Origin of the sequence: Bradyrhizobium sp. CB2312, assembly GCF_029714425.1 — a bacterium.
Classification (GTDB): Bacteria; Pseudomonadota; Alphaproteobacteria; order Rhizobiales; family Xanthobacteraceae; genus Bradyrhizobium.
On the sequence record NZ_CP121668.1, the window covers coordinates 1,377,806 to 1,401,130 of the forward strand.

Consider the following 23,325-nt stretch of genomic DNA (forward strand, 5'->3'; position numbering starts at 1 on the left):
CTATCACATTGAAGACATTGGGCGTTCGAGAAAATCGCGCAAGCCGGATCAAGCGACGTCCAGCGACCGTCCTGATTGTGGGGGGCCGGGCCGCGGTGTAGCATCGTGAAAAAATGGCAACAGGACGGGAGGACGCCATGTGCCATCTCTTCGCGCACCAGCCCCAACGCGACTACGAATCCCAGACCCGCTCTTTAAGGATCGGCGGGCACTGCACCTCGATCCGGCTCGAGATGGCATTCTGGGACACGCTGGAGGAGATCGCGGCCAAGGAGAGCATGAGCCTCGGCAAGTTCCTGACCACGCTCTACAACGAGGTTCTCGACCACCACGGCGAGGTCAACAATTTCGCCTCGCTGCTGCGGTGCTCGTGTTTGATCTACCGCTCGAAGACGATGGCGCCGGTGCAGGCGTTCAAGCCCACGGTGGCGCAAATCCTAGACGCGGCAGAGTAGTTCCACCGTCATTGCGAGCAAAGCGAAGCAATCCAGAGCCTTTCCGTTGAGGCAGTCTGGATTGCTTCGTCGCAAGTGCTCCTCGCAACGACGGGGAGAGAGCGGTGTGCCGGCCTCAAATCTCCTTCTTCTGCATCGCGCCCGCAATGTAGTCCGCCTGCCGGATCGCCAGCGCGACGATGGTCAGCGTCGGGTTGCAGGCCGCGCCGCTGGTGAACTGGCTGCCGTCCGAGACGAACAGGTTCTTGACGTCGTGGCTCTGCCCGAACTTGTTGACCACGCCATCCCTGGGCTTCTCGCTCATCCGGTTGGTGCCGAGATTGTGCGTGCTCGGATAGGGCGGGGTCGGATAGGTCACGGTGGCGCCGACGGCATCATAGACCGCGGCGCCCTGCTTGTAGGCATGGGCGCGCATCGCGACGTCGTTGGGATGATCGTCGAAATGCACGCTCGCAACCGCCTGCCCATGCTTGTCCTTGACGACGGGATCGAGCGTGATGCGGTTGGTCTCCTGTGGCATGTCCTCGCCGACCAGCCACATGCCGGCCATCCTGGGATAGCCGTCGAGTGCCGACGTGAACGATCGGCCCCAGGCGCCGGGGTTGAGGAACGCTGCCATGAAGGGCAGGCCGATCGACAACGTCTCCATCTCGTAGCCGCCGACGAAGCCGCGCTTCGGATCGTTGACGGATTCATCGCGGATGATTCCGGCCATGGTGGTGCCGCGATACATGTGCACCGATTTCTCGAAGACGGCATAGACGCTGCCGGTCATGTGCCGCATGTAGTTGCGGCCGACCTGGCCCGACGAGTTCGCAAGCCCGTCGGGGAACATGGTCGAGGCGCTGTTGAGCAAGAGCCGCGGGCTCTCGATCGAATTGCCGGCGACCGCGACGATGCGCGCCTTCTGGCGCTGCATCGCGCCGCTCTCGTCGGCATAGACCACGCCGGTGACCTTGCCGCTGGCATCGTGCTCGATCTTGACCACCATGCTGCTTGGGCGAACTTCAAGGTTGCCGGTCGCCTCTCCCTTGGGAATCTCGGTGTAGAGCGTCGACCATTTTGCGCCGGACTTGCAGCCCTGGAAGCAGAAGCCGATCTGCTGGCAGGAGCCGCGGCCGTCGCGCGGCTGGCTGTTGATGGCCATGTTGCCGGTGTGCACGGTCTTGTAGCCGAGCTTCTTGGCGCCAGCCTCCAGCACCTTGAAGTTATTGTTGCCGGGAAGTCCGGGAATGCCGTTGGTGCGGGTCACGCCCATCTTGTTCTCGGCCTTGGCGTACCATGGCTCCATCTCGGCCAGTGTGACCGGCCAGTCCAGAAGATTGGCGCCGGGAATGTTGCCATAGGTGCTCTTCACCTTGAACTCGTGCTCGTCGAAGCGCAGCGAGGCGCCGGCCCAATGTGTCGTGGAGCCGCCGACCGCCTTGACGATCCATGCGGGCAGGCCTGAGAAGTCTTTGGCGACGCGCCAAGTGCCGGACGTGGTGCGCGCATCGGTCCAGGCGAGCTGGGAAAAACTCTCCCACTCGTCGTTGACGAAGTCCTGGTTCTCGATGCGGGGGCCGGCCTCGAGGATGACGACCTTGACGCCCTTCTGCGCGAGCTCGTTGCCCAGCGTGCCGCCGCCGGCACCGGAGCCGACGATCACCACAACGCCGCTGTCGTTCAGATCGAATTTTGCCATATGCGTTCTCCTGAACCGTTGGGGTGCGATTAAGCCTTCGGCAGCCAGTCGATGTCGGCGAAGCCGCGGTTGATGTAGCCGCCGTGCTCGGCGGAAGAGCCCTCGTAGCCGAAGCGAGGCCAGACCTCTTTCTGGTTGTAGAGGGAGACGACGAGGTCGCCGCGCACCTTCTGGAAGAAGTCGCTTCCCTCGATCTCCTTCAGCAGCACCACGCGATCGGCCTCCCAGGGCACCTCGGCATAGGGCGCCTTGTGACGATCCTTCGCGTTCTGATCGAGCCTTGCGATGCCGTCGCTGATGAGAGCCTTGACGGCGGGATCCTTGGCGGCCTTGCCGTCCCACGGCTTGATCGCGATGATGTAATAGCTGTCGCCCAGCACATCGTGCGGATAGATGTCACGCGCGACCTTCAGCAGCGTCTTCATCGTCGCAGGCGAGAGCGCGGTGGCATCATCGGCCCAGGCGTCCTCGATGCTGACGGCGACGCTGGTCGCGACAGCCACGACCGGCACGGCGGTCGCCGCGCCCTTGAGAAAGACGCGGCGGCTGTGCTTGCTTCGACGATCGACTTCTCTCATGGCATTCCTCCGTGGATTTTTGTGATTTGGATTTTCTGTGATCAGCCGAAGCGTCCGCCCCGCTGGATCACCTCGATCTTGTAGCCGTCGGGATCGCTGACGAAGAAAAAGCGCGCCAGCGTCCTGCCGTCGTGCTTGAAATCGCGTAACGGGCCCGGTGCGAGCTTCTCGCGCTCGAAGCGGGCATGTTCGGCATCGAGATCCTCGACCACCACGGCGAGATGGCCGTAGCCATCGCCGAGCGCATAGGGCTCCTTGCGATCGAAATTGACCGTCAGCTCGACCTCGAAAGGTGAGGAGGGGTGACGCAGATAGATCAGGGCGAAGTCCGCGAATTTCAGGTGGTCGGCGACTTCGAGACAGAAGGCACGCCTGTAGAAGTCGAGCGAGCGCGCCTCATCCAGCACGCGGATCATGGAATGAACGGGCTTTGCCATTCAGTTCTGCTCCTTGAGGTAAGCAATGATGGCGGCGCGCGTCTCCGGCTTGGCCTGCCGGTACACCATGGTCACGCCGGGAATGACGGCTTGCGGATTGGTCAGCCATGCATCGAGCCTGGTCTCGTCCCAGGCGAAGTCCGCCTTCGCGAGGGCTTCCGAGTATTTGAAACCGTCGACCTTGCCGGCTGGGCGGCCGACGATCTTCACCAGTGGTGGGCCTTGCCGCGTCGGCTCCGACGAACTCGTGGTGTGGCACACCGCGCATTGCTGCTTGAACAGCGCCGCGCCATCCGGCGGCTTTGCGACCGGCAATGGCATTTGCGCATCGGCGATCCGCACCACCAGCACCATCGCGGTGCACAACCCCAGCACGACTGCGCGCATCGTCAAGGCTCGCCCGTCCACATCAAATCCAGTGTGCGCAAACTCTAGGCGTCGCCAAAGATGCGGTGGTAGTAGCGGGCTATTTTCGCTGCGCGCGGCATGTGGTGTTCCGCGCTGCCTTATATGCGGAGCACAATTCCGCGAAAGCGCCGTCAAATCCCTAAACGATCACCACACCATGCGCATTGCATGACAGCCGCGCCGCTCGAACTCTCTACGCGATGCGATGGCCCGGTGCAGACGAGCGGCGTGGGGAGCCGCCGAGCCACTGATCGCGAAAAAATCCAGGAGAAATGGATGAAGTTGGTGAAGACCTCGATGATCGCATGCGCCCTGTCGGCTCTCATTGCGACGCCCGTTCTCGCGCAAGGCGCCCCGCCCGCCAAGACAGGCGGCACCGTGCAAAGCAAGCCCATGCAAGGCACGATGGGCAGTGGCGATGAGGAGATGAATGCCCAGCCCGGCGCGGCGGGTGAGAAGACCGGCATGAAGCCGAGCAAAGGCACCCGAGGCACGGTCGGCACCACGGGCAGCGCCGCGCACAAGGGGACCGCCGACGATCCCACGGCGGGCGGCGCCGCCCCATCCAAGCGTTACTAATCCCGCCGGGTGACACTGAAAACTCCGGTCGCGTTGCGGCCGGAGTTTTTTCACCTGTGCTTGCTAATCGTCGAAGCGGCCGCCTCGGCCGGCCTTGACGTCGCTGCGGCGCTTCTTGCCGTCGAGCCGGCGCTGCTTGGAGGCGAAGGTCGGCCGCGTCGCACGGCGCGGCGTCGGGCGCACCATGGCCTCCTTGAGGATCTCGACGAGGCGGTCGATGGCGTCCTGGCGGTTGCGCTCCTGGGTGCGGAAACGCTGCGCGTGGATCACGATCACGCCGTCCTTGGTCATGCGCTGGCCGGCGATGCGGGTGAGCCGGATGGCTGCGTCCTCCGGGATCGCCAGCTTGCTTGTGTCAAAACGCAACTGGGCCGAGGTCGCGACCTTGTTGACGTTCTGACCGCCCGGGCCGGAGGCGCGGACAAAGCCGATCTCGATGTCGTCCTCGTCGATGACGAGATCGCGGGATATCCGCAGCATGATGGCACCATTCGTGATGCCCGGACATATCGCGGACGTCCACGTTCGGCAATGGCGCTCATGCAAACGCAAATGGCCGGGACGAGCCCGGCCATCTGAGGAAGCGTATAGAGAAGGGGTCAGTTCGACTTCGTCGCCGGTTGCGCCGCGGCCTGCGGGGTGCGGCCGACCACGACGGTCAGCAGGCCCTGGCCCCAGAGGCGCTTGGCGGCGGCCTTGGCGTCGTCCAGCGTCACCGCGTCGACGATGGCGTTGCGCTTCTCGATATAGTCGATCGGCAGCTTGTCCTGCTGGTACTGCAGCAGCGCCTGGGCGAGCTTGGAGGAGGTGTCGAGCGCCAGCATCTGCGAGCCCTTGAGGTAGGACTTGGCCTCGTCGAGCTCCTTCTGCGTCGGGCCCTCCTCGGCGATGCGGCGCACCTCCTTCTCGATGGCATCGATGGTGTCGCCGGCGCGGTCGGCGCGCGTGCCGGTGTTGCCGATGAAGACCGCCGAATGCTCCATCCAGAGCAGCGATTCGAATACCGAATAGGCGAGGCCACGCTTCTCGCGCACCTCGCGATAGAGCCGCGAGGACAGTCCGCCGCCGCCGAGGATGTGGTTGACGACATAGGCCGCCATGAAGTTGGGATCGCTGCGCTTCACGCCGGGGCCGCCGAAGGTGATCACGGTCTGCGGGACGTCGAGCGTCACGAAGGCGCGCTGCGGCGGCTTGGCCGCCTCGATGTCGGGAACCGGCGTGAGGTTGGCCTTAGCGGGAAGGCTGCCGAAGGTGTGGTCGAGCAGCTTGCCGAGGGTCTCGGGATCGACGTCGCCGACCACCGCGATCTTCAGCCCATCCTTGGCGAGGACGCGGCCGACATAGTCCTTCAGGTCGGCGACCGTGATGGTCGGCACGCTCTCCAGCGTGCCGTTGGTCTGCCGGCCGTAGGGGTGATCGCCGAAGGCGACCTCGAGGAATTTGCGGCTCGCCAGCGAGGTCGGGTTGGTGGTCTCGCGGCGCAGGCCGGAGATCACCTGCGAGCGGATGCGCTCGACATCGGCGGTGTCGAAATGCGGCGAGGTCAGCGCGCTCCTGAGCAGGTCGAAGGCTTCGTCCTTGTTGTCGCGCAGCATGCGCAGGCTGCCGCGGAACGTATCGCGGGTGGCGCTGAAGGAGAGCTCGATGGCGCGGCGATCGAGCCGCTCATGGAAGGTCTTGGAATCGAGATCGCCGGAGCCCTCGTCGAGCAGGTCGCCGACGAGATTGGCGACGCCCGACTTGTCCTTGGGATCCTGCGCCGAGCCGCCGGCAAAGGAATATTCCATGGCGATCAGCGGCACGGTCGCGTCCTGGACGAACCAGGCCTCGATGCCGCCGGGCGAGACCAGGCGCTGGATCTTTGCGGCCGCTTGCGACGGCGAAACGGTCGCGAGCGCAAGCGCCGCGCCGGTGGCAAGGGAGAAGGCAACGCGTCGAAGGAAGGGATAGGTCACGAACGCTTCTCCTCGCGCTTGGCGGTGGCGGTGTCCTTGATCAGATAGCCGGTCACCGAGCGCTTCTTCTCGAGCCATTTCTGCGCGACAGCGCGCACCTGCTCGGCGGTGACCGCTCGGATGCGGTCAGGCCAGCTCCTGATGTCCTCAATCGACAGGCCCGTGGTCAGGGCGCCGCCGTACCAGCGCGCCAGCACCGCCTGGTTGTCCTGGGCGTAGATCGCCTCGGCAATGAGCTGGGTCTTCACCCGCTCGAGGTCCTCGGCGCGGATCGGGTTCTGCGCGATGTCGGCGATGACGCCGTCGATCACCTGCTCGACCTCGGTGAAGCTGATGCCCGGCTTCGGCGCGGCCGAGATCGCGAACTGGGTCGGGTCGAGCGAGATGCTCGAATAGCTGGCGCTGGCAGAGACCGCGAGCGGCTTGTCGACGACGAGGGCGCGGTAGAGATAGGAATTGCTGCCGCTGCCCATCAGCTGCGCGAGCACGTCGAGCGCTGCGCTTTCGCCGGCCGCGGCGGTCGTCGCCGAGGGCACCAGATAATAGCGCCGCAGGTTCGGCTGCTCGACGCGCGGGTCGGCCAGCGTGACGGTGCGCGGCGCCGCCGGCTCCGGCTCCTGCGGGCGGACGCGCCGCGCCGGGATCGCGGGCTGGGCCGGGATCGCGCCGAAATTGCGCTCGACCAGCGGGCGGATGTCGGCGGCCTCGACGTCGCCGGCGATCACCAGGATCGCGTTGTTCGGCGCGTAGAAGCGGCGGTAGAAGGCGAGCGCATCCTCGCGATCGAGCTTCTCGATCTCCTGGTGCCAGCCGATCACCGGCCGGCCGTAGGGATGGTTGAGATAGAGCGCGGCCATGATCTGCTCGTTGAGCCGCGCATCCGGATTGTTGGCGACGCGCATGTTGTACTCTTCGAGCACGACGTCGCGCTCCGGCAGCACGTTCTCGTCCTTGAGGATCAGGCCGGTCATGCGGTCGGCCTCGAACTCCATCATGGTCGGCAGCTGCTCTTTCGGAACACGCTGGTAGTAATTGGTGTAGTCGACCGAGGTCGAGGCGTTCTCGTTGCCGCCGACGCGGAGCACGGTCTGGGAGAATTCGCCGACCGGATGCTTCGAGGTGCCCTTGAACATCAGATGCTCGAGGAAGTGCGCGAGGCCGGACTTGCCCGGCGTCTCGTCGGCCGAGCCGACCTTGTACCAGATCATCTCGGTGACCACGGGCGTGCGGTGATCCGGGATCACCACGACCTGCATGCCGTTGTCGAGCGTGAAGCTGGCGGGCGGAGCCGATGTCACAGTGGTTTGGGCGAGGGCGCTGGCTGAGAGGACACTCGTCGAAAGCAGCGCGGCAAGGAGGCAGGCGGCCGATCGGTAAGAGGACATCATGATCCCTGGTGAGAGGCCGAGGTCCGGATCTCCGGCTCGGTGGCGCGGTATGCTACGCCGCGCGGCTGAGGCTTCGCGTCACGAAGCAGCAAACTCAACGCGTAGGCAAGTTACTGATAGGCAATTTATCGATCGCGGCCGGCGTGCAGGGGCCGCCGGCGCCAGGTCCGCTTGTGTCAGGATGTCGCGTTGGGACGGAACGTTATTGTTCCTTGTCCTTGCCCGACATGATGTCGAAGTAGGTCTTCTTCGTGTTGTCCTTGCCGGCGCCGTAGGTGTAGTTCGGCGAGGGCGTCTGGTAGCCCGGCGGCGGCTCGACCAGCGACTGGCGCGGCGGCTCGCTGGTGAATTGCTTCTCTTCGGGGGTGCCGCCCTTCAGCATGCCCCACAGGCCGCCGCTGAAACCGAGCTGGGCGGGACTGAGCGACGGATTGGAGTTGGTGCCCGGCTGAATCGGATCATTGCTGGTACGCTCGGGCGCCGCGGTCCTGCCGACTTCCATCTCGGCCGGTGAAAGGGTGCGGCCCGCCTGCCAGTTCTCGGTCGCCTTGACCGCCTTCTTCCGCGCGGCAATGGCCTCCTTGCGGCGCTTCTCGTCGGGGTCCTTCGGCCAGTTCGGCGCATTCTTGGCCTGGGCGCCGGCCGGCGGCGGCAGGTCGAGCTTGGGCGGCACGACCAGCGGCGAGCGCTCGCGGTATTCGATGCCGGGCTTTTCCATGCTCTTGGCGCCGATGCCGGACATCAGATTGTCGATGAGCCTCTCTTCGAAGGTCATCCCGTCATCTTCATCTTCGTCATCACCGGCGCGGGCGGCGCCCGTCGCCATGACGAGACCGATGCCGAGCGCGACAGCGGACACTTTCAACGCCCGCCAGACCCCGCCTTGGGGATCTCGAACCATTGAACCGCTGGTTTTCGAGCTGCGCATCGCTGTACCTGTTCCATATTGTGGCAGATTGCCGCTCGCGCGCGGCCTAACCTTCGCAAAAGCAGGGTTCCACCTGTCGGTCCGTATCGGCCGGGATCAGGGCGCTTTTGCGGCGGGTACCCCCAGGAAGGAATCATACAATAGCGCCGCCACCCCAGCAACGATGGCCACGTCGGCGAGGTTAAACACGTACCAATTATAGGTATTTCCGGCGATCTCGATGTGGAGCAGGGCGAAATCGACCACCGCGCCATAGGCGAGGCGGTCGATGCCGTTGCCGATCGCGCCCCCGATGATCAGGCCGAGCGCGACCGTCGCCAGCAGGGTGTGCGAGCGGGCCATCCAGATCGCCAGCGCCACCACGGCGATGGCCTTGACCGCCATCAGCGCGATCTGCGCCGCCTGGCCGTCGTTCTGGAGCCAGCCGAAGCTGATGCCGATGTTCCAGGCCAGCACAAGGTCGAAGAACGGCGTCACCCGCACCGCGCCGCGATGGGCGAGGTCGAACACGTTCAGCAGCCAGAGTTTCGAGGCCTGGTCGAGGATGACCGTGACCACGGCCGAGAGGATGCCGGCGCGGAGCGGGGTCATGGCTGGCCGATCAGACGCTCACGCCCAACGCCTTCCATTCGCGCAGTGCCTGAGCATCGCGCGGGGTGACGTCGGGATATTCGGCGTCCTCGCCGACGCTCGGCGAGATCTTCCAGGAGCGGGCGCATTTGGTGCCGACCGCCTTCTCGACCACGACCGCGACGCCGGGGACGGCATCGAGGCGGAACGCGCTCGCCGGCGCCTCGCCCTCGCGCACCTCGTAGTTCGAGGTGATGCAGACTTCGGCGAGATCGACGTCGAACAGCGTCATCATCATGTCCCTGTCGGCGACATAGATCACCGGTGAGGCCTCAAGCGAGGAGCCGATGTTCTTGGCGGCGCGTTCGAGCTCGAGCGCGCCGGTGACGACGCGGCGGACGTTGCGGATCGTCTCCCACTTCGCGGCGAGCTTGTCGTCGCGCAGGCTTTCAATATCCGTGGGGAACAAGGTCAAATGGACCGACGGCTCCGCTTTGGGGCGGAACATCCGCCAGGCCTCATCCGTGGTGAAGCTCAGGATCGGCGCGAGCCACTTCAAGAGGGCATCGCACAAAAGCTCGATCGCGGTGAGCGCGGCCTTGCGCGCCACCGAGGACGGCGGATCGCAATACAGCGTGTCCTTGCGAATATCGAAGTAGAACGCCGACAGCTCGGAGTTCATGAAAGCCGACAGGCTTGCGACCACGGTCTTGTAGTCGAACGCGGCATAGGCCTTGCGGATGGTTTCGGCATGCCCGGCCAGTTCGTGCAGCATCAGCCGCTCGAGCTCGGGCATCTCGGCATAGGCGATCTTCTCGCTCGCCTTGAAGTGATGCAGCGTGCCGAGCATCCACCGGAGCGAGTTGCGCAGCTTGCGGTACGTCTCGATGGTGTTCTTCAGGATCTCCGGGCCGATGCGCTGGTCGTCAGCATAGTCGGTGGCGCAGACCCACAGGCGCAGGATGTCCGCGCCGGAATCCTTGATCACTTTCTGCGGCTCGACGGTGTTGCCGAGCGACTTCGACATCTTGCGGCCGTTCTCGTCGAGCGTGAAGCCGTGGGTCAGCACGATGTCGTAAGGCGCGCGGCCGCGCGTGCCCGAGCTCTCCAGCAGCGAGGAATGGAACCAGCCGCGATGCTGGTCGCTGCCTTCGAGATACATCACGGTGTCGTCGCCGCCGTCGACTTTGCGAACGATGTTGCCGAGCTGCGGGAAGTTCTGGCGATCTTCCAGCACGAAGGCGTGCGTGGAGCCTGAATCGAACCAGACGTCGCAGATGTCGTCGACCTTCTTCCAGTCTTCGCTCGCGCGGGAGCCGAGGAAGCGCTCGCGGGCGCCGTCCATGTACCAGGCGTCGGCGCCTTCCTCCATGAAGGCTTCGGTGATGCGCTGGTTGACGATCTCGTCCTGGAGGATCTCGGCCGAGCCATCGGCCTTCTCGCGCACGAACACGGCGATCGGCACGCCCCAGGCGCGCTGGCGCGAGATCACCCAGTCGGGGCGGTTGGCGATCATGCCGTTGATGCGGTTCTCGCCGGACGGCGGCACCCATTGCGTGACCGAGATCGCATGCAGCGCGCGGGCGCGCAGCGTGTCGCCCTTCTTCGCATGGCCGTTCTCGCTGACGTCCTTGTCCATCGCGATGAACCATTGCGGCGTGTTGCGGAAGATCACCGGCTTCTTCGAGCGCCAGGAATGCGGATATTGGTGCTTGAGGCGCCCGCGCGCCAGCAGCTTGCCGCCCTCGATCAGCGCCTTGATCACGGCCTCGTTGGCATCACCCTTCTCGCCCTTGTCGTTGAGCACGCGCTTGCCGGTGAAGCCGGGGGCCTGTGCGGTGTAGGCGCCGTTCTCGTCGACGGTGTAGGGGATCGCGGTCGAGATGCCGCGCGCATCGAGCTCGCGGGTGTTGGCCGTCCAGACGTCGAAGTCCTCGCGGCCGTGGCTCGGCGCGGTGTGGACGAAGCCGGTACCGGTATCGTCGGTGACATGCTCGCCGGCGAGCAGCGGCACGATGAACTCGTAACCGCCGCCGAGACCGCGCAGGGGATGGGCGCATTCGACGGCATCCAGCGTGTCGCCGGGAATGTCGCGCACCTTCTCGTAGGACGTGACGCGCGCCTGCTTGAACACCTCTGCGGCCAGCGCATCGGCCAGGATCAGGAGATCGCCGGTCTTGGCCCAATTGTCCGCCGGCGCATCCGTCACCTTATAAAGGCCATAGGCGATCCTCGGCGAGAACGAGATGGCGCGGTTGCCCGGGAGCGTCCAGGGCGTGGTGGTCCAGATCACGACCGAGGCATTGGCGAGCGCACCATGCGCGGGCGAGGTGACGGGAAACTTCACCCACACCATGTCGGAGGTGTAGTCCTCGTATTCGACCTCGGCTTCCGCCAGCGCGGTCTTCTCGACCACACTCCACATCACCGGCTTGGAGCCGCGATAGAGCGTGCCGTTGGCGGCGAACTTCATCAGCTCGCGCGCGATCTGCGCTTCGGCCGGATAGCTCATGGTCTGATAGGGATGATCCCAGTCGCCGATGATGCCGAGCCGCTTGAACTCTTCGCGCTGCACGTTGATCCAGTGCGTCGCATAGGCGCGGCATTCTTTCCGGAACGCCACCATCGCGGCGGAGTCGCGGAAATCCGGCTTCTGCTTGCCCTTCTTGCGGTAGTTCTCCTCCTCGATCTTCCATTCGATCGGCAGGCCGTGGCAGTCCCAGCCCGGCACGTAGTTGGAGTCGAAGCCGAGCATCTGCTGGCTCTTGGTTACGACGTCCTTGAGGATCTTGTTCAGCGCGTGCCCGATATGGATGTTGCCGTTGGCGTAGGGCGGGCCGTCATGCAGCACGAACTTGGCGCGGCCTTCGGCGTCCTTGCGCAGCTTGTCGTAGAGACCGATGTCGTTCCAATATTTCAGGATCTCCGGCTCGCGCTGCGGCAGGCCGGCGCGCATCGGGAATTCTGTCTGCGGAAGGAACAGGGTCTTCGAATAGTCTTTGGCTTCAGACTTTTGGGACTTTTGCGGCTTTTCGGACATGAGGCTGACTGGCTCGGAAGGGCGCGGGAACGGATGGCGACAGGGAATCGCGGGGTGAAACGTCAAAATCCCGGTCTTGCGCCGAGCCTTCAGGCTCAGGCGGAAGCCGGGCCGCTAATCCCTATGATGCGCCGCGCAAACATGGGCCCTCCATAGCAGCCGGGCGGGGCAAGCGCAAAGGTTCGGCGGGTCGGATTCGGGCCTCAATCGATCACGCCAAGCCGCGGAAACGCGTCCGGGGCGGCGGCCAGGACAGTGCGGGCGCGGGCGGAATCGTCGTCCATCTGGCGGATCAGGGCCTCCAAACTGTCGAATTTCAGCTCCTCGCGGATGAAGCCGACGAAGGCGCAGTCGAGCGTTTGGCCGTAGAGGTCGCCCTTGAAGTCGAACAGGAAGATTTCCAGGAGCGGGGCGCCATTATCAAAGGTCGGGCGGCGGCCGAAGCTCGCGACCCCTTCCACCCGCTCGGGCCCGCGGCCGACCCGCACCGCATAGATGCCGTGCTTGAGCCCGCAATTGGCATCCAGGCGGATATTGGCAGTGGGGTAGCCGAGGTCGCGGCCGCGCTTCTCGCCGTGGATCACCTCGCCGGTGATGAACCAGGGCGCGCCCAGCATGGTGGTGGCATCATTGAGCAGCCCTTCGGCGAGCGCGATCCGGATCGCGCTGGAGGAGACCGGCCGCTCGTCGATGTCGACATGCGGCTGCACGTCGACCTCGATGCCGAGCCGGGGTGCCTCGTTGACCAGCAGGCTCGGCGAGCCGACGCGGCCTTTGCCGAAATGGAAGTCGTAGCCGACCGCGATCCCGCTGACGCCGAGGCGCCCGATCAGGTCATGGTGAATGAAGTCTTGCGCGCTGGTGCCGGCGCGCGCCTTGTCGAAGGTCATGACCACGGCACCGGCAAGCCCGGTGCCGGCCAGAAGCCGCAATTTGGCCCGTTCGTCCGTCAGGCGGAATTGCGGGGTGTTGGGGCTGAAAAACCGCCGCGGATGCGGCTCAAAGGTCAACGCCAGCGCAGGACGGCCATGCGCCCGGCCCATTTCCAAGGCCGCAGCGATCACGGCCCGATGGCCGAGATGAACACCGTCGAAATTGCCCATGGCGACCACGGCGCCCCGGGGAATGGCGGAATCCGGCGTGCTGTCGCGGATAACGGTAAAAGGCGGAGCCATCAGGGGAATTCTCGGAGCCGGCGGGACCGGCCGGGACCGTGGCGCGACCGGCCAGATGAAGTCAAGCGGCTGGGTGGGACCGGATTGAACACGATTTCAATTCTTCGAAGGCCTCCCCAGTTAACGGGCTGTTTAACGCCTTGATGCTAGTCCTTGAGCGTGGAACCGCCGGGCTCCGGTCTGGCAGGTCCGATCGTAATATTCCTGGGTTATGCGTTGGGGGAGTCGAGATGGCGGTTGATTTGTCGATGCCGGTTCTGGTGGTGGATGACTATAGCACCATGATCCGTATCATCCGGAATCTGCTGAAGCAGCTTGGCTTCGATAATATCGATGATGCCAGCGACGGTTCGGCGGCGCTGAACAAGATGCGCGGCAAGAAATACGGGCTCGTGATTTCCGACTGGAACATGGAGCCGATGACGGGCTACGACCTGCTGCGCGAAGTGCGCGCGGATCCCAATCTCGCCACCACGCCCTTCATCATGATCACGGCGGAATCGAAGACCGAGAACGTGATCGCGGCCAAGAAGGCCGGCGTGAACAATTACATCGTCAAGCCGTTCAATGCGGCGACGCTGAAGACCAAGATCGAGGCGGTCTTCCCGGACATGGCGAGCGCGTAAGCGCCGCCTGACCACAAAAGAGCTATCTATAGAGATCGTCATGCCCGGGCTTGTCCCGGGCATCCACGTTCTTGGATGCTGGAAGAAAGACGTGGATGGCCGGGACAAGCCCGGCCATGACGGCGTTGGACACTTAGCAATTGGTCTAAGCCGGCGTCAGTTCACGCCGCCGCGTCACTACCACTTCAATTCGCGCATCAGCGCCTTCGGCGGATGGCCGAACAATTCCGTCACCGAGTTCGGGTCGAGCTGGTCGAGGCCCTCGAACTCCTCGGCATGGATGCCGCGGGTGACGAACAGGCAGTCGATGCCGAACTCGCGCGCGCCGGTCAGGTCGGTGCGGACGGAATCGCCGATCGCCAGCACCTTCTTGCGGTCGATCATGTGGCCCTGGCGTTCGCCGGCGAGCCGCATTGCGCGCTCGTAGATCGGCCGGTGCGGCTTGCCGTAGAAGATCACCTCGCCGCCGAGCTCCCGATACAGCTCTGCGACCGCGCCGGCGCAATAGATCAGCCGGTCGCCGCGCTCGACCACGATGTCGGGGTTGGCGCAGACCAGCGTCAGATTGCGCTCGCGCGCCTTAAGCATCATGCCGCGATAATCTTCCGCCGTTTCGGTCTCGTCGTCATAGAGGCCGGTGCAGACGATGTAGTCGGCCTCTTCCAGCGGCGCGGTGGTCGCATCGAGGCCGCGGTAGATCGAGTTGTCGCGCTCGGGGCCGAGCCAGAACATCTTGCTTCCGGGGTGCTCGGCGACATAGAGCCGGGTCAAATCGCCCGATGACACGATTGCGTCATAGGTCTCGTCGGCGACGCCGAGCTTGCGCAATTGCCGCTGCACGGAGTCGGCCGGGCGGGGCGCGTTGGTGATCAGGATCACCGTACCGCCGCGGCTGCGATAGGTGTGCAGCGCCTCGCAGGCTTCGGGGAAGGATTCTAGGCCGTTATGGACCACGCCCCAGATGTCGCTAAGCACGACCTCGACGCCGCCCACGAGCTCGCGCAGGCCTTGGGCGAAATGCAGCGTGGTCATGACGTGCGCGGCCGATCAGATGCGGCGCGCGAGCGCGGCGTTACCGGTGATGCGTTGTGTCGGAGCTGCGGCTGACGTCGCGCTTGATGTTGAGCCTGGGCTGGGGGAAGCGGAGCCATTGGATCCCTGAATGTCCTGCGCCTGGTTCGGCGCGGCCCCGCCGGTAGCAGATGCCCCCTCCGGCCGCAATGGCCGCGGCGGCGCGAACAGGAAGCCCTGGCCGAACCGCACGTCATAGTCGAGCAGATCGACCACGGCCCGCTCGCCCTCGATCCGCTCGGCGATCAGGTCGATGCCGAAGCGGCCCAGCAGGTCGGAAAGGTCGGACGGGTGGATGTCAGAGGTCGACGCCTGCCTGGGGTCGAGCAGCAGCGTCGCCGGCACCTTGATGAAGCGCACGCCCCGATCGGCGAGCTCGCGCGGCTCGATCCTGAGATCGGTGACATGGTCGATCGAGAAGCGGAAGCCGCGCTGGGCCAGCGCGGCGAGATTCTCGGTCTCGGCCGGGCCGAGATTGCGGAAGGTCGATTGCTTGAACTCCAGCACCAGCGAGGGCGCCAGCGCCCGGTTGGCTTCGAGGAAGTCGAGGCATTGCGCGAAGGTGGTGGAATTGCCGAGCGTGGAGGCCGCGACGTTGCAGAACACGCCGACATCCTTGTTGCGCACCATCAGGCGCCGCAGCACCTGCACGCAGCGCAGCATCACCATGTTGTCGATGCGCCCGATCAGCCCGGAGGCCTCGGCGATGCTGATGAACTCCTCGGCGGCGATCAGCTGGTCGCGCTCGTCGCGGACCCGCGTCACGGCCTCGTAGAACCGCACCTTGCGCTGCGGCAGCGTCACCATCGGCTGGAGGAAGATGTCGATGCGGTTCTCGTCGACCGCGTTGCGCAGCGTCGCTAGCAATTGGGTCTGGCTGCGGCCGCTCGCGGCGTGAGCCTGATTGACGGTCTGGGTCTGGACCGCCGGTGCGGCGGGGCGTGGTGGCGGTGCGGCAAGCGGGGGAGGGGCGACCGGCTTCTGATCGAACGGTGCAAGCAGGTCGATTGGCGCCTCCGACTCCGGCCTTGCGACGGGAGCGGGAGAGGGCCCTGGCGCCGCGCCGGCCAGGAGATCCTCATGCGCCGACACCGTGGTGGCGAGCTGCTTGACCAGCCCGCCAAGCTCGTTGATCTCGCCGACCACCGACTGGATGCGGTCGGAGTTGGTCGAATTGGACGAGGCGATGCGGCCCTCGATCGCAGCTAAGCGGCGGCCGAACTCGGCGACCTGGCGGGCGAGATCGGCGGTGCCGCGCGAGAGGTCTGCGATCTGGCCGCCGACATCGCTGCGGTCGCGCAGCCGCATCGACACCGCATTGTAGAGGATCAGGAAGGTCAGCGCGGTCAGCGCCACGATCGCGGATTCGGTTCCGCTGATGCCGGCGACCGAGTAGAGCACCAGCCCGAGCGAGGCGGCGACCAGAACCATGCAGATGGCGATGAAGATCGTCGAAATGCGAATCATGCCGCGCGTTACGCCTCAAAGAGCTGACTGCCTCACCCCGGGAAAACACGGGTCGCGGTCCGAACCCCGTCACGCCTCATGCTCGCCCAAGCCGCACGAGCTTAACATCATTGTTGATTCGAGGGGATAGCGGCGTCCGTGCTGCTTATTTCAAGCCGGCCCGGCGAAAGCCCTCGAGGTAGTGCTCGCGGTCGGCGGCGAGCTTGATCGGCATGAACTCGGCGATCCAGGCCAGCGACACGTTCGGCTGGGTGCGACGGAGTTCCTCCAGGGCGGCATGGGCGATCCCGGTTTGACCGGCCATGCCCGCGGCCGCGGTCAGCACCCGGTGTGCGCCGACGAAGTCGCTGCGCTGGCGCAGGGATTCCTGGGCGAGGCGGATGGCTTCCTGATAGTCGCGGCCGAGGAAGCGGGCATAGGCGGCGATGCCGAAATAGACGGGGGCATAGGGATCGCGCGGGCTGAGGCGGATCGCCCTGCGTGCCGCCTCGTCGGCCTCCTGCCAACGGCCGCAATAGCCCAAGGCCAGACCATAATAGCCCTGTGCCAGCGCAAAATTCGGATTGAGCCGCAGCGCGGTCTCGAATTCGGCGAGCGAGTCGTCGAACCGCCGCGCGAACAGGTTGACGTGGCCGAGCGCATTATGCGCCCAGGCATCCTCGTCGTCGGCCCGGATCGCGGCCCGCGCCGCGCGCTCGGCAGCGGTGATGGCCCTCGCCATCTCCATCCAGCCCATATGCGCAGTGAACATGTAGCTGGTGCCGAGCAGGCCGAGCGCCTTGCCGTAGTTCGGGTCGAGCGCGATGGCCTTTTCGAGCAGCGCCTGCGCCACCACATGGTCCTGCCGCGTCACGCGCCAGTAATGCGACAGTGCGCGCATCACGAGGTCCCAGGCGTCCATGCTGTCGGGCGGCTTGCGCTCGGCGCGAAAATTTTCGGCGGCGTAAAGCTGCGGCTCGATCGCGGCGACGATGGCTTCGGTGATCTCGTCCTGCACGGCGAAGACGTCGGCGAGCTCGCGGTCGTAGCGCTCGGCCCAGAGATGGCTGCCGGTGGCGACGTCGTTGAGCTGCGCGGTGATGCGGACGCGGTCGCCGCCCCTGCGGACGCTGCCTTCGACGACATAGCGCACGCCTAACTCTTCGGCGACCTGCCGCAGATGCACCGTGCGGCCCTTGTAGATGAAGGAGGAGTTGCGCGCGATGACGAAGAACCAGCGCAGCTTCGACAGCGCGGTGATGATGTCCTCGCTGATGCCGTCGGAGAAATAATCCTGCTCGGGCTCGCCGCTCATGTTGGTGAAGGGCAGGACGGCGATCGCGGGACGATCGGGCAGCGGCAGTCCGGTCGGCGCTGCGGTCGTGGGCGCCGCCAAGGCCGCCGGCTTCGCTGCGTCCGAGTGCTCGGTCACCGCGCCGACGAAGCGCACGCCCTTGCGTGCGATGGTGCGGATCAGCCGCTGCTCCTCGCCGTTGTCATTGACCGCGCGCCTTGCCGCGTTGATGCGGCTGGTCAGCGTCGATTCCGAGACGACGCGGCCGTTCCAGACTGCGTCGAGCAGATTGTCCCGCGTCACCACGCGCTCGCGGTTGCGGACGAGATAAATGAGGAGATCGAACACCTGAGGCTCGAGCGCGATGAGCGCGTTCGCCCGCCGCAATTCGCGGCGCTCGGGATCGAGCACGAAATCCTCGAACTGAAACGTCACAATCCCTCCTCGGCTCCCGCGCGGAAATCAAGGCGGCCTCAGCGTAAAATAACGCCGCTCTCAAGGCCAGCGATGCGCATGCGCCCTATCGTCCCGGCGTTTTTCAACCCGCAGGAGTTTGCTCATGTCGACATCCGCCGCACTCAAGCCAGCCACACCCGATCTTGCCGCCGTCAAGCATCGCCAGCACGGCGCCTGGTCGTCCGGCGACTATGCCGTCGTCGGCACCACCTTGCAGATCGTCGGCGAGCAGCTCTGTGAGGCACTCGACATACGCGCCGGCAGCAAGGTGCTGGACGTCGCCGCCGGCAACGGCAATGCGACATTGGCCGCGGCGCGGCGCTGGTGCGACGTCACATCCACGGACTACGTGCCGGCGCTGCTCAAGCGCGGGCAGGAGCGCGCGGCGGCGGACCATCTGACGGTCGAATTCCGCGAGGCGGATGCCGAGGCGCTGCCGTTTGCGGACAACAGCTACGACGTCGTGCTCTCGACCTTCGGCGTGATGTTCACGCCGGACCAGGACAAGGCGGCATCCGAGCTCGCGAGGGTCTGCAAATCCGGTGGCAAGATCGGCCTCGCCAACTGGACGCCGCAGGGGTTCATCGGCCAGCTGTTCAAGACCATCGGCAAGCATGTCGCCCCGCCGGCCGGCGTGAAGTCGCCGGCGCTGTGGGGCACCCCAGCGCGGCTCGAGGAGATGTTCGGCAGCAAGGCTTCCGAGATCGTGGCCGAGCCGCGCATGTTCGTGTTCCGCTACCGCTCGCCGGACCACTGGCTCGATGTCTTCAAGTCCTTCTACGGGCCGATGCTGAAGGCGTTCGCCGCGCTCGACGAGAGCGGCCAGGCCGCGCTGAAGCGCGATCTCTTGGCGCTGCTCGGCGAGTTCAACCATGCTGACGACGGTACGATCGTCGTGCACAGCGAATATCTGGAAGCGGTCATCACCAAGCGGTGAAATCCGGCGCGATCAGGCCGGATCAACTCCGGCCTGATCGTCGCCCTTGGCTAAAGCATGATCCGGAAAAGTGCGAAGCGGTTTTCCGGAAAGATCATGCGGAAACAACAACCTAAAGCGCGATGACGATTCATCCAAATCTCATCGCGCTTTAGAATGGTGCGGTGGCGCCGACCGTGTCGGCCGAGACCGCCTCGCGGCTGCCGAGCGGCTTGGGGCGACCGGTCGTCGTGTCGCGCAGGGTCTGCCGCTCGATCTCCGAGTTCAGCTCGGCGCCGAACATGATGACGATCGCCGACATCCACATCCACATCATCAAGCCGATTGCTGCGCCAAGCGAGCCGTAGGTCGCGTTGTAGTTGGCGAAGGATGAGAGATACCAGGACAGCAGCGACGAGCCCGCGATCCAGAGAATGGCGGCGATCAGCGCGCCGGGGCTCAGCCATTGCCAGCGCGGCGCATCGCGGCTTGGCGCGTAGCGGTAGAGGATGGCGAGCGCGACCATGAGAATCAGGAACAGCAGCGGCCAGCGTGCCAGCGCGACGATCAGCTTGCTCTCGGGGGCGATGCCGAGATGATCGAGCGCGAGCGGGAAGGCGACGACGGTGCCGACCATCACAAGGAGCGCGAGAATGCCGCCGACCGTGAAGGCCAGGGACACCAGGTTCAGCTTGATGAAGCTGCGCTTCTCCCGCTCCTCATAGGCGACGTTGAGCGCGTCGAAGATCGCCTTGACCCCGGCATTGGCGCTCCAGATCGCGAGCACGAGGCCGAACAGGAAGGTGGCGCCGAGCGCCGTATTGCCCTTCGACACCACGCGCCCGACCTGTTCCTCGACGATCTCAAACGTGCCCTGGGGCAGCATCATTGCCAGCTTCTGGAGATTGTCGCTGATGGTGGCGGGATCGGCGAACAGTCCGTAGGACGAGACCAGCGCGGTGACGGCCGGAAAGATCGCGAGCAGTCCGAAGAACACGACGCCGCCGGCGGTGGCGAGCAGGCGATCGTCGTCGATGCGCTGATAGGTGCGCCAGAAGATGTCCTTCCAGCCGGCCCAGGGGATCGCGAACGGGCTTTTCGAGCGGCGGCCGTGGCCGGGCTGCGCCGCCGCGCCGGCCGGGCTGGTTTCCGGCGAGTTCGCCTCGCTGTTGCGATGGTCCGGCGGAGGTCCGGCCCGGGCAAGGCCGGAGTCCTGGAAATAGCGTTCGGCGGTCAGCACGAACACGGCCGTGGCGGCGATCAGCAGCCAGGAATCGAGCTGGTCCGTGCGCCGCACCTGCATCTCAAGCGTCCAGTCTGGGACGGTTGCGCCTGCGGCGTGCAGCCGTGACGCCCAGCAGACCGATTGCTGCGAGCATCAGGCCAACCTGCACGGGGCGGTTGGCGCCCGCCGGCCGACGGCCGCCATGGCCGCGCTCGCCCGGCGCGAGCGGCGCCAGGGGAATCGTCGTGGCCACCTCCTTCACTGCCTGCTTGACCGTTCCGCGCGGGATGCGCGGCGTCGCGATCGCAACCCGCAGCCGGCTCGCAAGCGGCACGATCGGCTTGGCCTTGCGCTTCATCTGAGCCATCGCGATCCCGGCACAGACTGCGGCGAGCACCAGCAGCACGGCGCCGACGGCACCAAAGCCCCAGAATTGCCCGTGGGTGATCGCGACCCAGCGGTAGAGGGCGACCAGACCGACGAAAAATGCCGCGACCACGAACAGGCCCGCGACCGCGAACAGCCCGCCGGCCACCGCGTAGGATGTCACCTTGCCGGTTGCGTGGCTGGTCTGGTCACGCAGATAGGATTGAGCAGCGCGTTTGACGTGATTGAGCTTCAGCGCCATGCCGGCGCGCAGCAGTTCACCCGATGGCGCGAGCATGCGGACATCCTCCGAGAGCGAGAAATTCGTCGGGGGGTGAACGTGGCGGAATTTGACTTGTTCCGTTGGACGGTGATCGCCGCGACGGATCAGCCGAGGTCGGCGGCCGAAATCCAGAACACCTCGCCCTCGGATTCCTCGGTGTCGAGCCAGAGCAGCGGCAGTTCCGGAAACGCCTCGTCGACCACCTCGCGGCCGCGGCCGATCTCGCAGATCAGGCCGCCATTCGCCGTGAGATGATCGGGCGCGTCTTGCAGGATCCGGCGCACCACGTCGAGACCGTCGGCGCCGCCGTCGAAGGCCAGTTTCGGCTCGGCCCGGCATTCCGGCGGCAATGCCGCCATGCCTTCGGCATCCACGTAAGGCGGATTGGTGATGATGAGGTCATACCTGGCATCGCCGAGCGGGACGAACAGATCGCCGCGGTGGAGCGTGATGCGGTCATCGAGCCCGTGCTCGCTGACATTGCGCGCGGCGACCTCGAGCGCGCCCTTGGAGACGTCGACGGCATCGACCGTGGCATTCGGGAAATGATGCGCGGCGAGGATCGCTAGACAGCCTGAGCCGGTGCAGAGATCGAGCACGCGCTCGACCCCCGTGGGGTCGTCGATCAGCGAGCCTGGCTCGCCGTCGCCGCCGAAATGCGAATCCAGGAGCTCGCCGATGAAGGACCGCGGAACGATGACGCGCTCGTCGACATAGAACGGCATGCCGCGCATGTAGATCTTGTTGACGAGATAAGCCGTCGGCTTGCGTGTGGTGATGCGCTTGTGGATGAGATCGAGCAGCATCTTGCCTTCCGCCGCGGTGACGCAGGCATGGCCAAAGATCTCGAACTGGTCGGGATGCAGATGCAGCGCCTCGCAGACCAGAAACACGGCCTCGGCGACCGGATCGGTCGTGCCGTGTGCGAAGGCGAGCTTGGCCTCGGTGAAGCGGCTCACCGCATAGCGGACGAAATCGATCAGCGTGAGCAACTCGCCGCGGCCGACCTTCGCGAGCTTGGGTGCCGCTTTCGCAAGCTTCGGTGCGGCGCGGCCGCGCGTGGTCTTCTTGGATGCTCTTGCCATCAGGATTTGGTCCAGCGTGCGGCAGCCTCGTCGTCGCGGGCGTGGGCCTCGACCCAGCCGGTCCCGGTGGCGCTCTCTTCCTTCTTCCAGAACGGCGCGCTGGTCTTCAGGTAATCCATCAGGAACTCGGCCGCTTCGAACGCCGCCCGGCGGTGTTGCGAGGCGGTGAGCACCAACACGATGTTCTGGCCCGGCATGAACCGCCCGACGCGGTGGATGACCGTGACGCCGTTGAGCGGCCAGCGCGAGATGGCTTCGTCGACGTGGCGCTGGATCTCTTCCTCCGCCATGCCCGGATAATGCTCGAGCGTGAGCGCCGAGATCTTCGAACTGTCCTCGTCGGCGCGGCAGATGCCGGAGAAGCTCACGACCGCGCCGATGTCGGTGCGGCTCTTGGTCAGGACCGCGATCTCGCGCGCGATGTCGAAATCGTCTTCCTGGATGCGGATGGTGACGGGGCAGGTCATGAGCCTAGCCGCCGGTCATCGGCGGGAAGAACGCGATCTCGCGGGCGCCGGCGATCGCGGCATCCGACTTGACGTGGGCGTGGTCGATCGCGGTGCGGATCACCTTGGGCTTCTCGAAGGCATAGGCGTAGGCCTCGCTTTGGCCGGACAGCCAGGCGATCAGCTCCTCGACGGTGCGCACGGTCGCGGGTGGCTCGATGGTCTCCTCGGCCTTGCCGATGCGCTCGCGCACCCAGGCAAAGTACTTCACCTTCATGCCTCATCCTCCTTGATGAGGTGATGGATGCCGGCGCGGAAATAGTCGTAGCCGGTGTACATGGTCAGCAGCGCCGAGGCCCACAGCAGGACGAGGCCGATCAGCGAGACCACGGGAACGAGCTCGTCACCGGCCGGGCCTGCGAGCAGGAAGCCGATGGCGACGAGCTGAACGGTGGTCTTCCACTTGGCGAGCTTGGTCACGGGCACGCTGACGCGGAGCGCGGCGAGATATTCGCGCAGGCCCGACACCAGGATCTCGCGGCACAGGATCACGATGGCGGCCCACAGCGACCAGCCGTGGATGATGCCGTCGGCGGCCAGCATCAGCAGGCAGGAGGCGACCAGCAGCTTGTCGGCGATCGGGTCGAGCATCCGGCCAAACGCCGATTGCTGATTCCAGATCCGCGCGTAATAGCCGTCGAGATAGTCCGTTACCGCGGCGCCGATGAAGATGGCGACCGCGACCCAGCGCAGCCACAGCGGATAGTCCATGATCGACTGCGCATAGATGCATCCGACCACGACCGGGATCGCGGCGATCCGGCCGTAGGTGAGGATGTTGGGGAGGGACATCGCGCGGCTGGTCGTCCCTCGTGTCGTGGCGATGTTCATCCGTCCTACCAATACCGCTGATG

The 23,325-nt window shown here is 65.4% G+C and carries 24 protein-coding genes; 4 read left to right on the forward strand and 20 right to left on the reverse strand.

The window, feature by feature from the left end; genetic code table 11:
• Positions 1 to 137 precede the first annotated feature (137 nt).
• Positions 138 to 455 carry a ribbon-helix-helix domain-containing protein gene (locus QA642_RS06530; RefSeq protein WP_283083928.1) on the forward strand — a complete coding sequence of 106 codons (318 nt, stop codon included), beginning with the start codon at positions 138 to 140 and terminating at the stop codon, positions 453 to 455.
• A 115-nt stretch (positions 456 to 570) separates the two neighbouring features.
• On the opposite strand, the gene QA642_RS06535 is transcribed toward QA642_RS06530, so the two are convergent.
• The 4 genes from QA642_RS06535 to QA642_RS06550 are packed head-to-tail and all read right to left on the reverse strand — an operon-like array spanning position 571 to position 3,541.
• Positions 571 to 2,139: a GMC family oxidoreductase gene (locus tag QA642_RS06535; RefSeq protein WP_283083929.1), complete on the reverse strand. Its 1,569-nt coding sequence runs from the start codon at positions 2,137 to 2,139 to the stop codon at positions 571 to 573.
• Positions 2,140 to 2,168: 29 nt separating this feature from the next.
• Complete coding sequence (locus QA642_RS06540; RefSeq protein WP_283083930.1) at positions 2,169 to 2,717, reverse strand: gluconate 2-dehydrogenase subunit 3 family protein; 549 nt, start codon at positions 2,715 to 2,717, stop codon at positions 2,169 to 2,171.
• A gap of 41 nt (positions 2,718 to 2,758) precedes the next feature.
• Positions 2,759 to 3,154 (reverse strand): VOC family protein, encoded by a 396-nt coding sequence (locus QA642_RS06545; RefSeq protein WP_283083931.1) that lies wholly within the window; start codon positions 3,152 to 3,154, stop codon positions 2,759 to 2,761.
• Entirely contained in the window at positions 3,155 to 3,541 is a 387-nt protein-coding gene (locus QA642_RS06550) for a c-type cytochrome (protein WP_283086817.1), read from the reverse strand.
• Positions 3,542 to 3,838: 297 nt separating this feature from the next.
• Here QA642_RS06550 and QA642_RS06555 point away from each other — a divergent pair, with 297 nt between their 5' ends.
• A complete protein-coding gene (locus QA642_RS06555) occupies positions 3,839 to 4,141 on the forward strand; it encodes a hypothetical protein (RefSeq protein ID WP_283083932.1) in 303 nt (100 codons plus the stop codon).
• A 63-nt stretch (positions 4,142 to 4,204) separates the two neighbouring features.
• Here QA642_RS06555 and arfB read toward each other — a convergent pair whose 3' ends face one another.
• The 7 genes from arfB to QA642_RS06590 all read right to left on the reverse strand — a co-directional run bounded on the left by arfB (position 4,205) and on the right by QA642_RS06590 (position 13,197).
• On the reverse strand, positions 4,205 to 4,621 hold the full coding sequence (gene arfB / locus QA642_RS06560) for an alternative ribosome rescue aminoacyl-tRNA hydrolase ArfB (protein WP_283083933.1): 417 nt from the start codon (positions 4,619 to 4,621) through the stop codon (positions 4,205 to 4,207).
• 119 nt (positions 4,622 to 4,740) lie between these two features.
• Entirely contained in the window at positions 4,741 to 6,096 is a 1,356-nt protein-coding gene (locus QA642_RS06565) for a pitrilysin family protein (RefSeq protein ID WP_283083934.1), read from the reverse strand.
• On the reverse strand, positions 6,093 to 7,481 hold the full coding sequence (locus tag QA642_RS06570) for a pitrilysin family protein (protein WP_283086818.1): 1,389 nt from the start codon (positions 7,479 to 7,481) through the stop codon (positions 6,093 to 6,095). Before QA642_RS06570 ends, QA642_RS06565 begins: the two co-directional genes overlap by 4 nt.
• A gap of 205 nt (positions 7,482 to 7,686) precedes the next feature.
• Complete coding sequence (locus QA642_RS06575; protein ID WP_283083935.1) at positions 7,687 to 8,412, reverse strand: hypothetical protein; 726 nt, start codon at positions 8,410 to 8,412, stop codon at positions 7,687 to 7,689.
• 96 nt (positions 8,413 to 8,508) lie between these two features.
• On the reverse strand, positions 8,509 to 9,003 hold the full coding sequence (lspA, locus tag QA642_RS06580; RefSeq protein WP_283083936.1) for a signal peptidase II: 495 nt from the start codon (positions 9,001 to 9,003) through the stop codon (positions 8,509 to 8,511).
• Between the two features lie 10 nt (positions 9,004 to 9,013).
• On the reverse strand, positions 9,014 to 12,022 hold the full coding sequence (gene ileS, locus QA642_RS06585; RefSeq protein WP_283083937.1) for an isoleucine--tRNA ligase: 3,009 nt from the start codon (positions 12,020 to 12,022) through the stop codon (positions 9,014 to 9,016).
• Positions 12,023 to 12,225: 203 nt separating this feature from the next.
• Complete coding sequence (locus QA642_RS06590) at positions 12,226 to 13,197, reverse strand: bifunctional riboflavin kinase/FAD synthetase (protein WP_283083938.1); 972 nt, start codon at positions 13,195 to 13,197, stop codon at positions 12,226 to 12,228.
• A gap of 230 nt (positions 13,198 to 13,427) precedes the next feature.
• On the opposite strand from QA642_RS06590, the gene QA642_RS06595 reads away from it, so the two are divergent.
• On the forward strand, positions 13,428 to 13,823 hold the full coding sequence (locus QA642_RS06595) for a response regulator (RefSeq protein ID WP_027551917.1): 396 nt from the start codon (positions 13,428 to 13,430) through the stop codon (positions 13,821 to 13,823).
• 177 nt (positions 13,824 to 14,000) lie between these two features.
• On the opposite strand, the gene QA642_RS06600 is transcribed toward QA642_RS06595, so the two are convergent.
• The 3 genes from QA642_RS06600 to QA642_RS06610 form a co-directional block, all read right to left on the reverse strand.
• Complete coding sequence (locus QA642_RS06600) at positions 14,001 to 14,855, reverse strand: TIGR01459 family HAD-type hydrolase (RefSeq protein WP_283083939.1); 855 nt, start codon at positions 14,853 to 14,855, stop codon at positions 14,001 to 14,003.
• Between the two features lie 15 nt (positions 14,856 to 14,870).
• On the reverse strand, positions 14,871 to 16,361 hold the full coding sequence (locus QA642_RS06605; protein ID WP_283083940.1) for an EAL domain-containing protein: 1,491 nt from the start codon (positions 16,359 to 16,361) through the stop codon (positions 14,871 to 14,873).
• A 145-nt stretch (positions 16,362 to 16,506) separates the two neighbouring features.
• Complete coding sequence (locus tag QA642_RS06610) at positions 16,507 to 18,069, reverse strand: winged helix-turn-helix domain-containing protein (RefSeq protein ID WP_283083941.1); 1,563 nt, start codon at positions 18,067 to 18,069, stop codon at positions 16,507 to 16,509.
• A 124-nt stretch (positions 18,070 to 18,193) separates the two neighbouring features.
• On the opposite strand from QA642_RS06610, the gene QA642_RS06615 reads away from it, so the two are divergent.
• The gene (locus QA642_RS06615) at positions 18,194 to 19,027 is read left to right on the forward strand and encodes a class I SAM-dependent methyltransferase (RefSeq protein WP_283083942.1); all 834 of its coding nucleotides are present in this window, start codon (positions 18,194 to 18,196) and stop codon (positions 19,025 to 19,027) included.
• 151 nt (positions 19,028 to 19,178) lie between these two features.
• On the opposite strand, the gene QA642_RS06620 is transcribed toward QA642_RS06615, so the two are convergent.
• The 6 genes from QA642_RS06620 to pgsA all read right to left on the reverse strand — a co-directional run bounded on the left by QA642_RS06620 (position 19,179) and on the right by pgsA (position 23,302).
• A complete protein-coding gene (locus QA642_RS06620; RefSeq protein ID WP_283083943.1) occupies positions 19,179 to 20,309 on the reverse strand; it encodes a YihY/virulence factor BrkB family protein in 1,131 nt (376 codons plus the stop codon).
• A gap of 1 nt (position 20,310) precedes the next feature.
• Complete coding sequence (locus tag QA642_RS06625; protein WP_283083944.1) at positions 20,311 to 20,895, reverse strand: phage holin family protein; 585 nt, start codon at positions 20,893 to 20,895, stop codon at positions 20,311 to 20,313.
• 89 nt (positions 20,896 to 20,984) lie between these two features.
• Complete coding sequence (gene prmB / locus QA642_RS06630) at positions 20,985 to 21,965, reverse strand: 50S ribosomal protein L3 N(5)-glutamine methyltransferase (RefSeq protein ID WP_283083945.1); 981 nt, start codon at positions 21,963 to 21,965, stop codon at positions 20,985 to 20,987.
• Positions 21,965 to 22,432: a molybdenum cofactor biosynthesis protein MoaE gene (locus QA642_RS06635; protein ID WP_027563049.1), complete on the reverse strand. Its 468-nt coding sequence runs from the start codon at positions 22,430 to 22,432 to the stop codon at positions 21,965 to 21,967. Before QA642_RS06635 ends, prmB begins: the two co-directional genes overlap by 1 nt.
• 4 nt (positions 22,433 to 22,436) lie before the next feature.
• Positions 22,437 to 22,688, reverse strand: coding sequence for a molybdopterin converting factor subunit 1 (gene moaD / locus QA642_RS06640; RefSeq protein WP_283083946.1), 252 nt, complete (start codon positions 22,686 to 22,688; stop codon positions 22,437 to 22,439).
• On the reverse strand, positions 22,685 to 23,302 hold the full coding sequence (pgsA, locus tag QA642_RS06645) for a CDP-diacylglycerol--glycerol-3-phosphate 3-phosphatidyltransferase (RefSeq protein ID WP_283083947.1): 618 nt from the start codon (positions 23,300 to 23,302) through the stop codon (positions 22,685 to 22,687). The genes moaD and pgsA overlap by 4 nt, the downstream gene beginning before the upstream one ends.
• Positions 23,303 to 23,325: the final 23 nt, after the last annotated feature.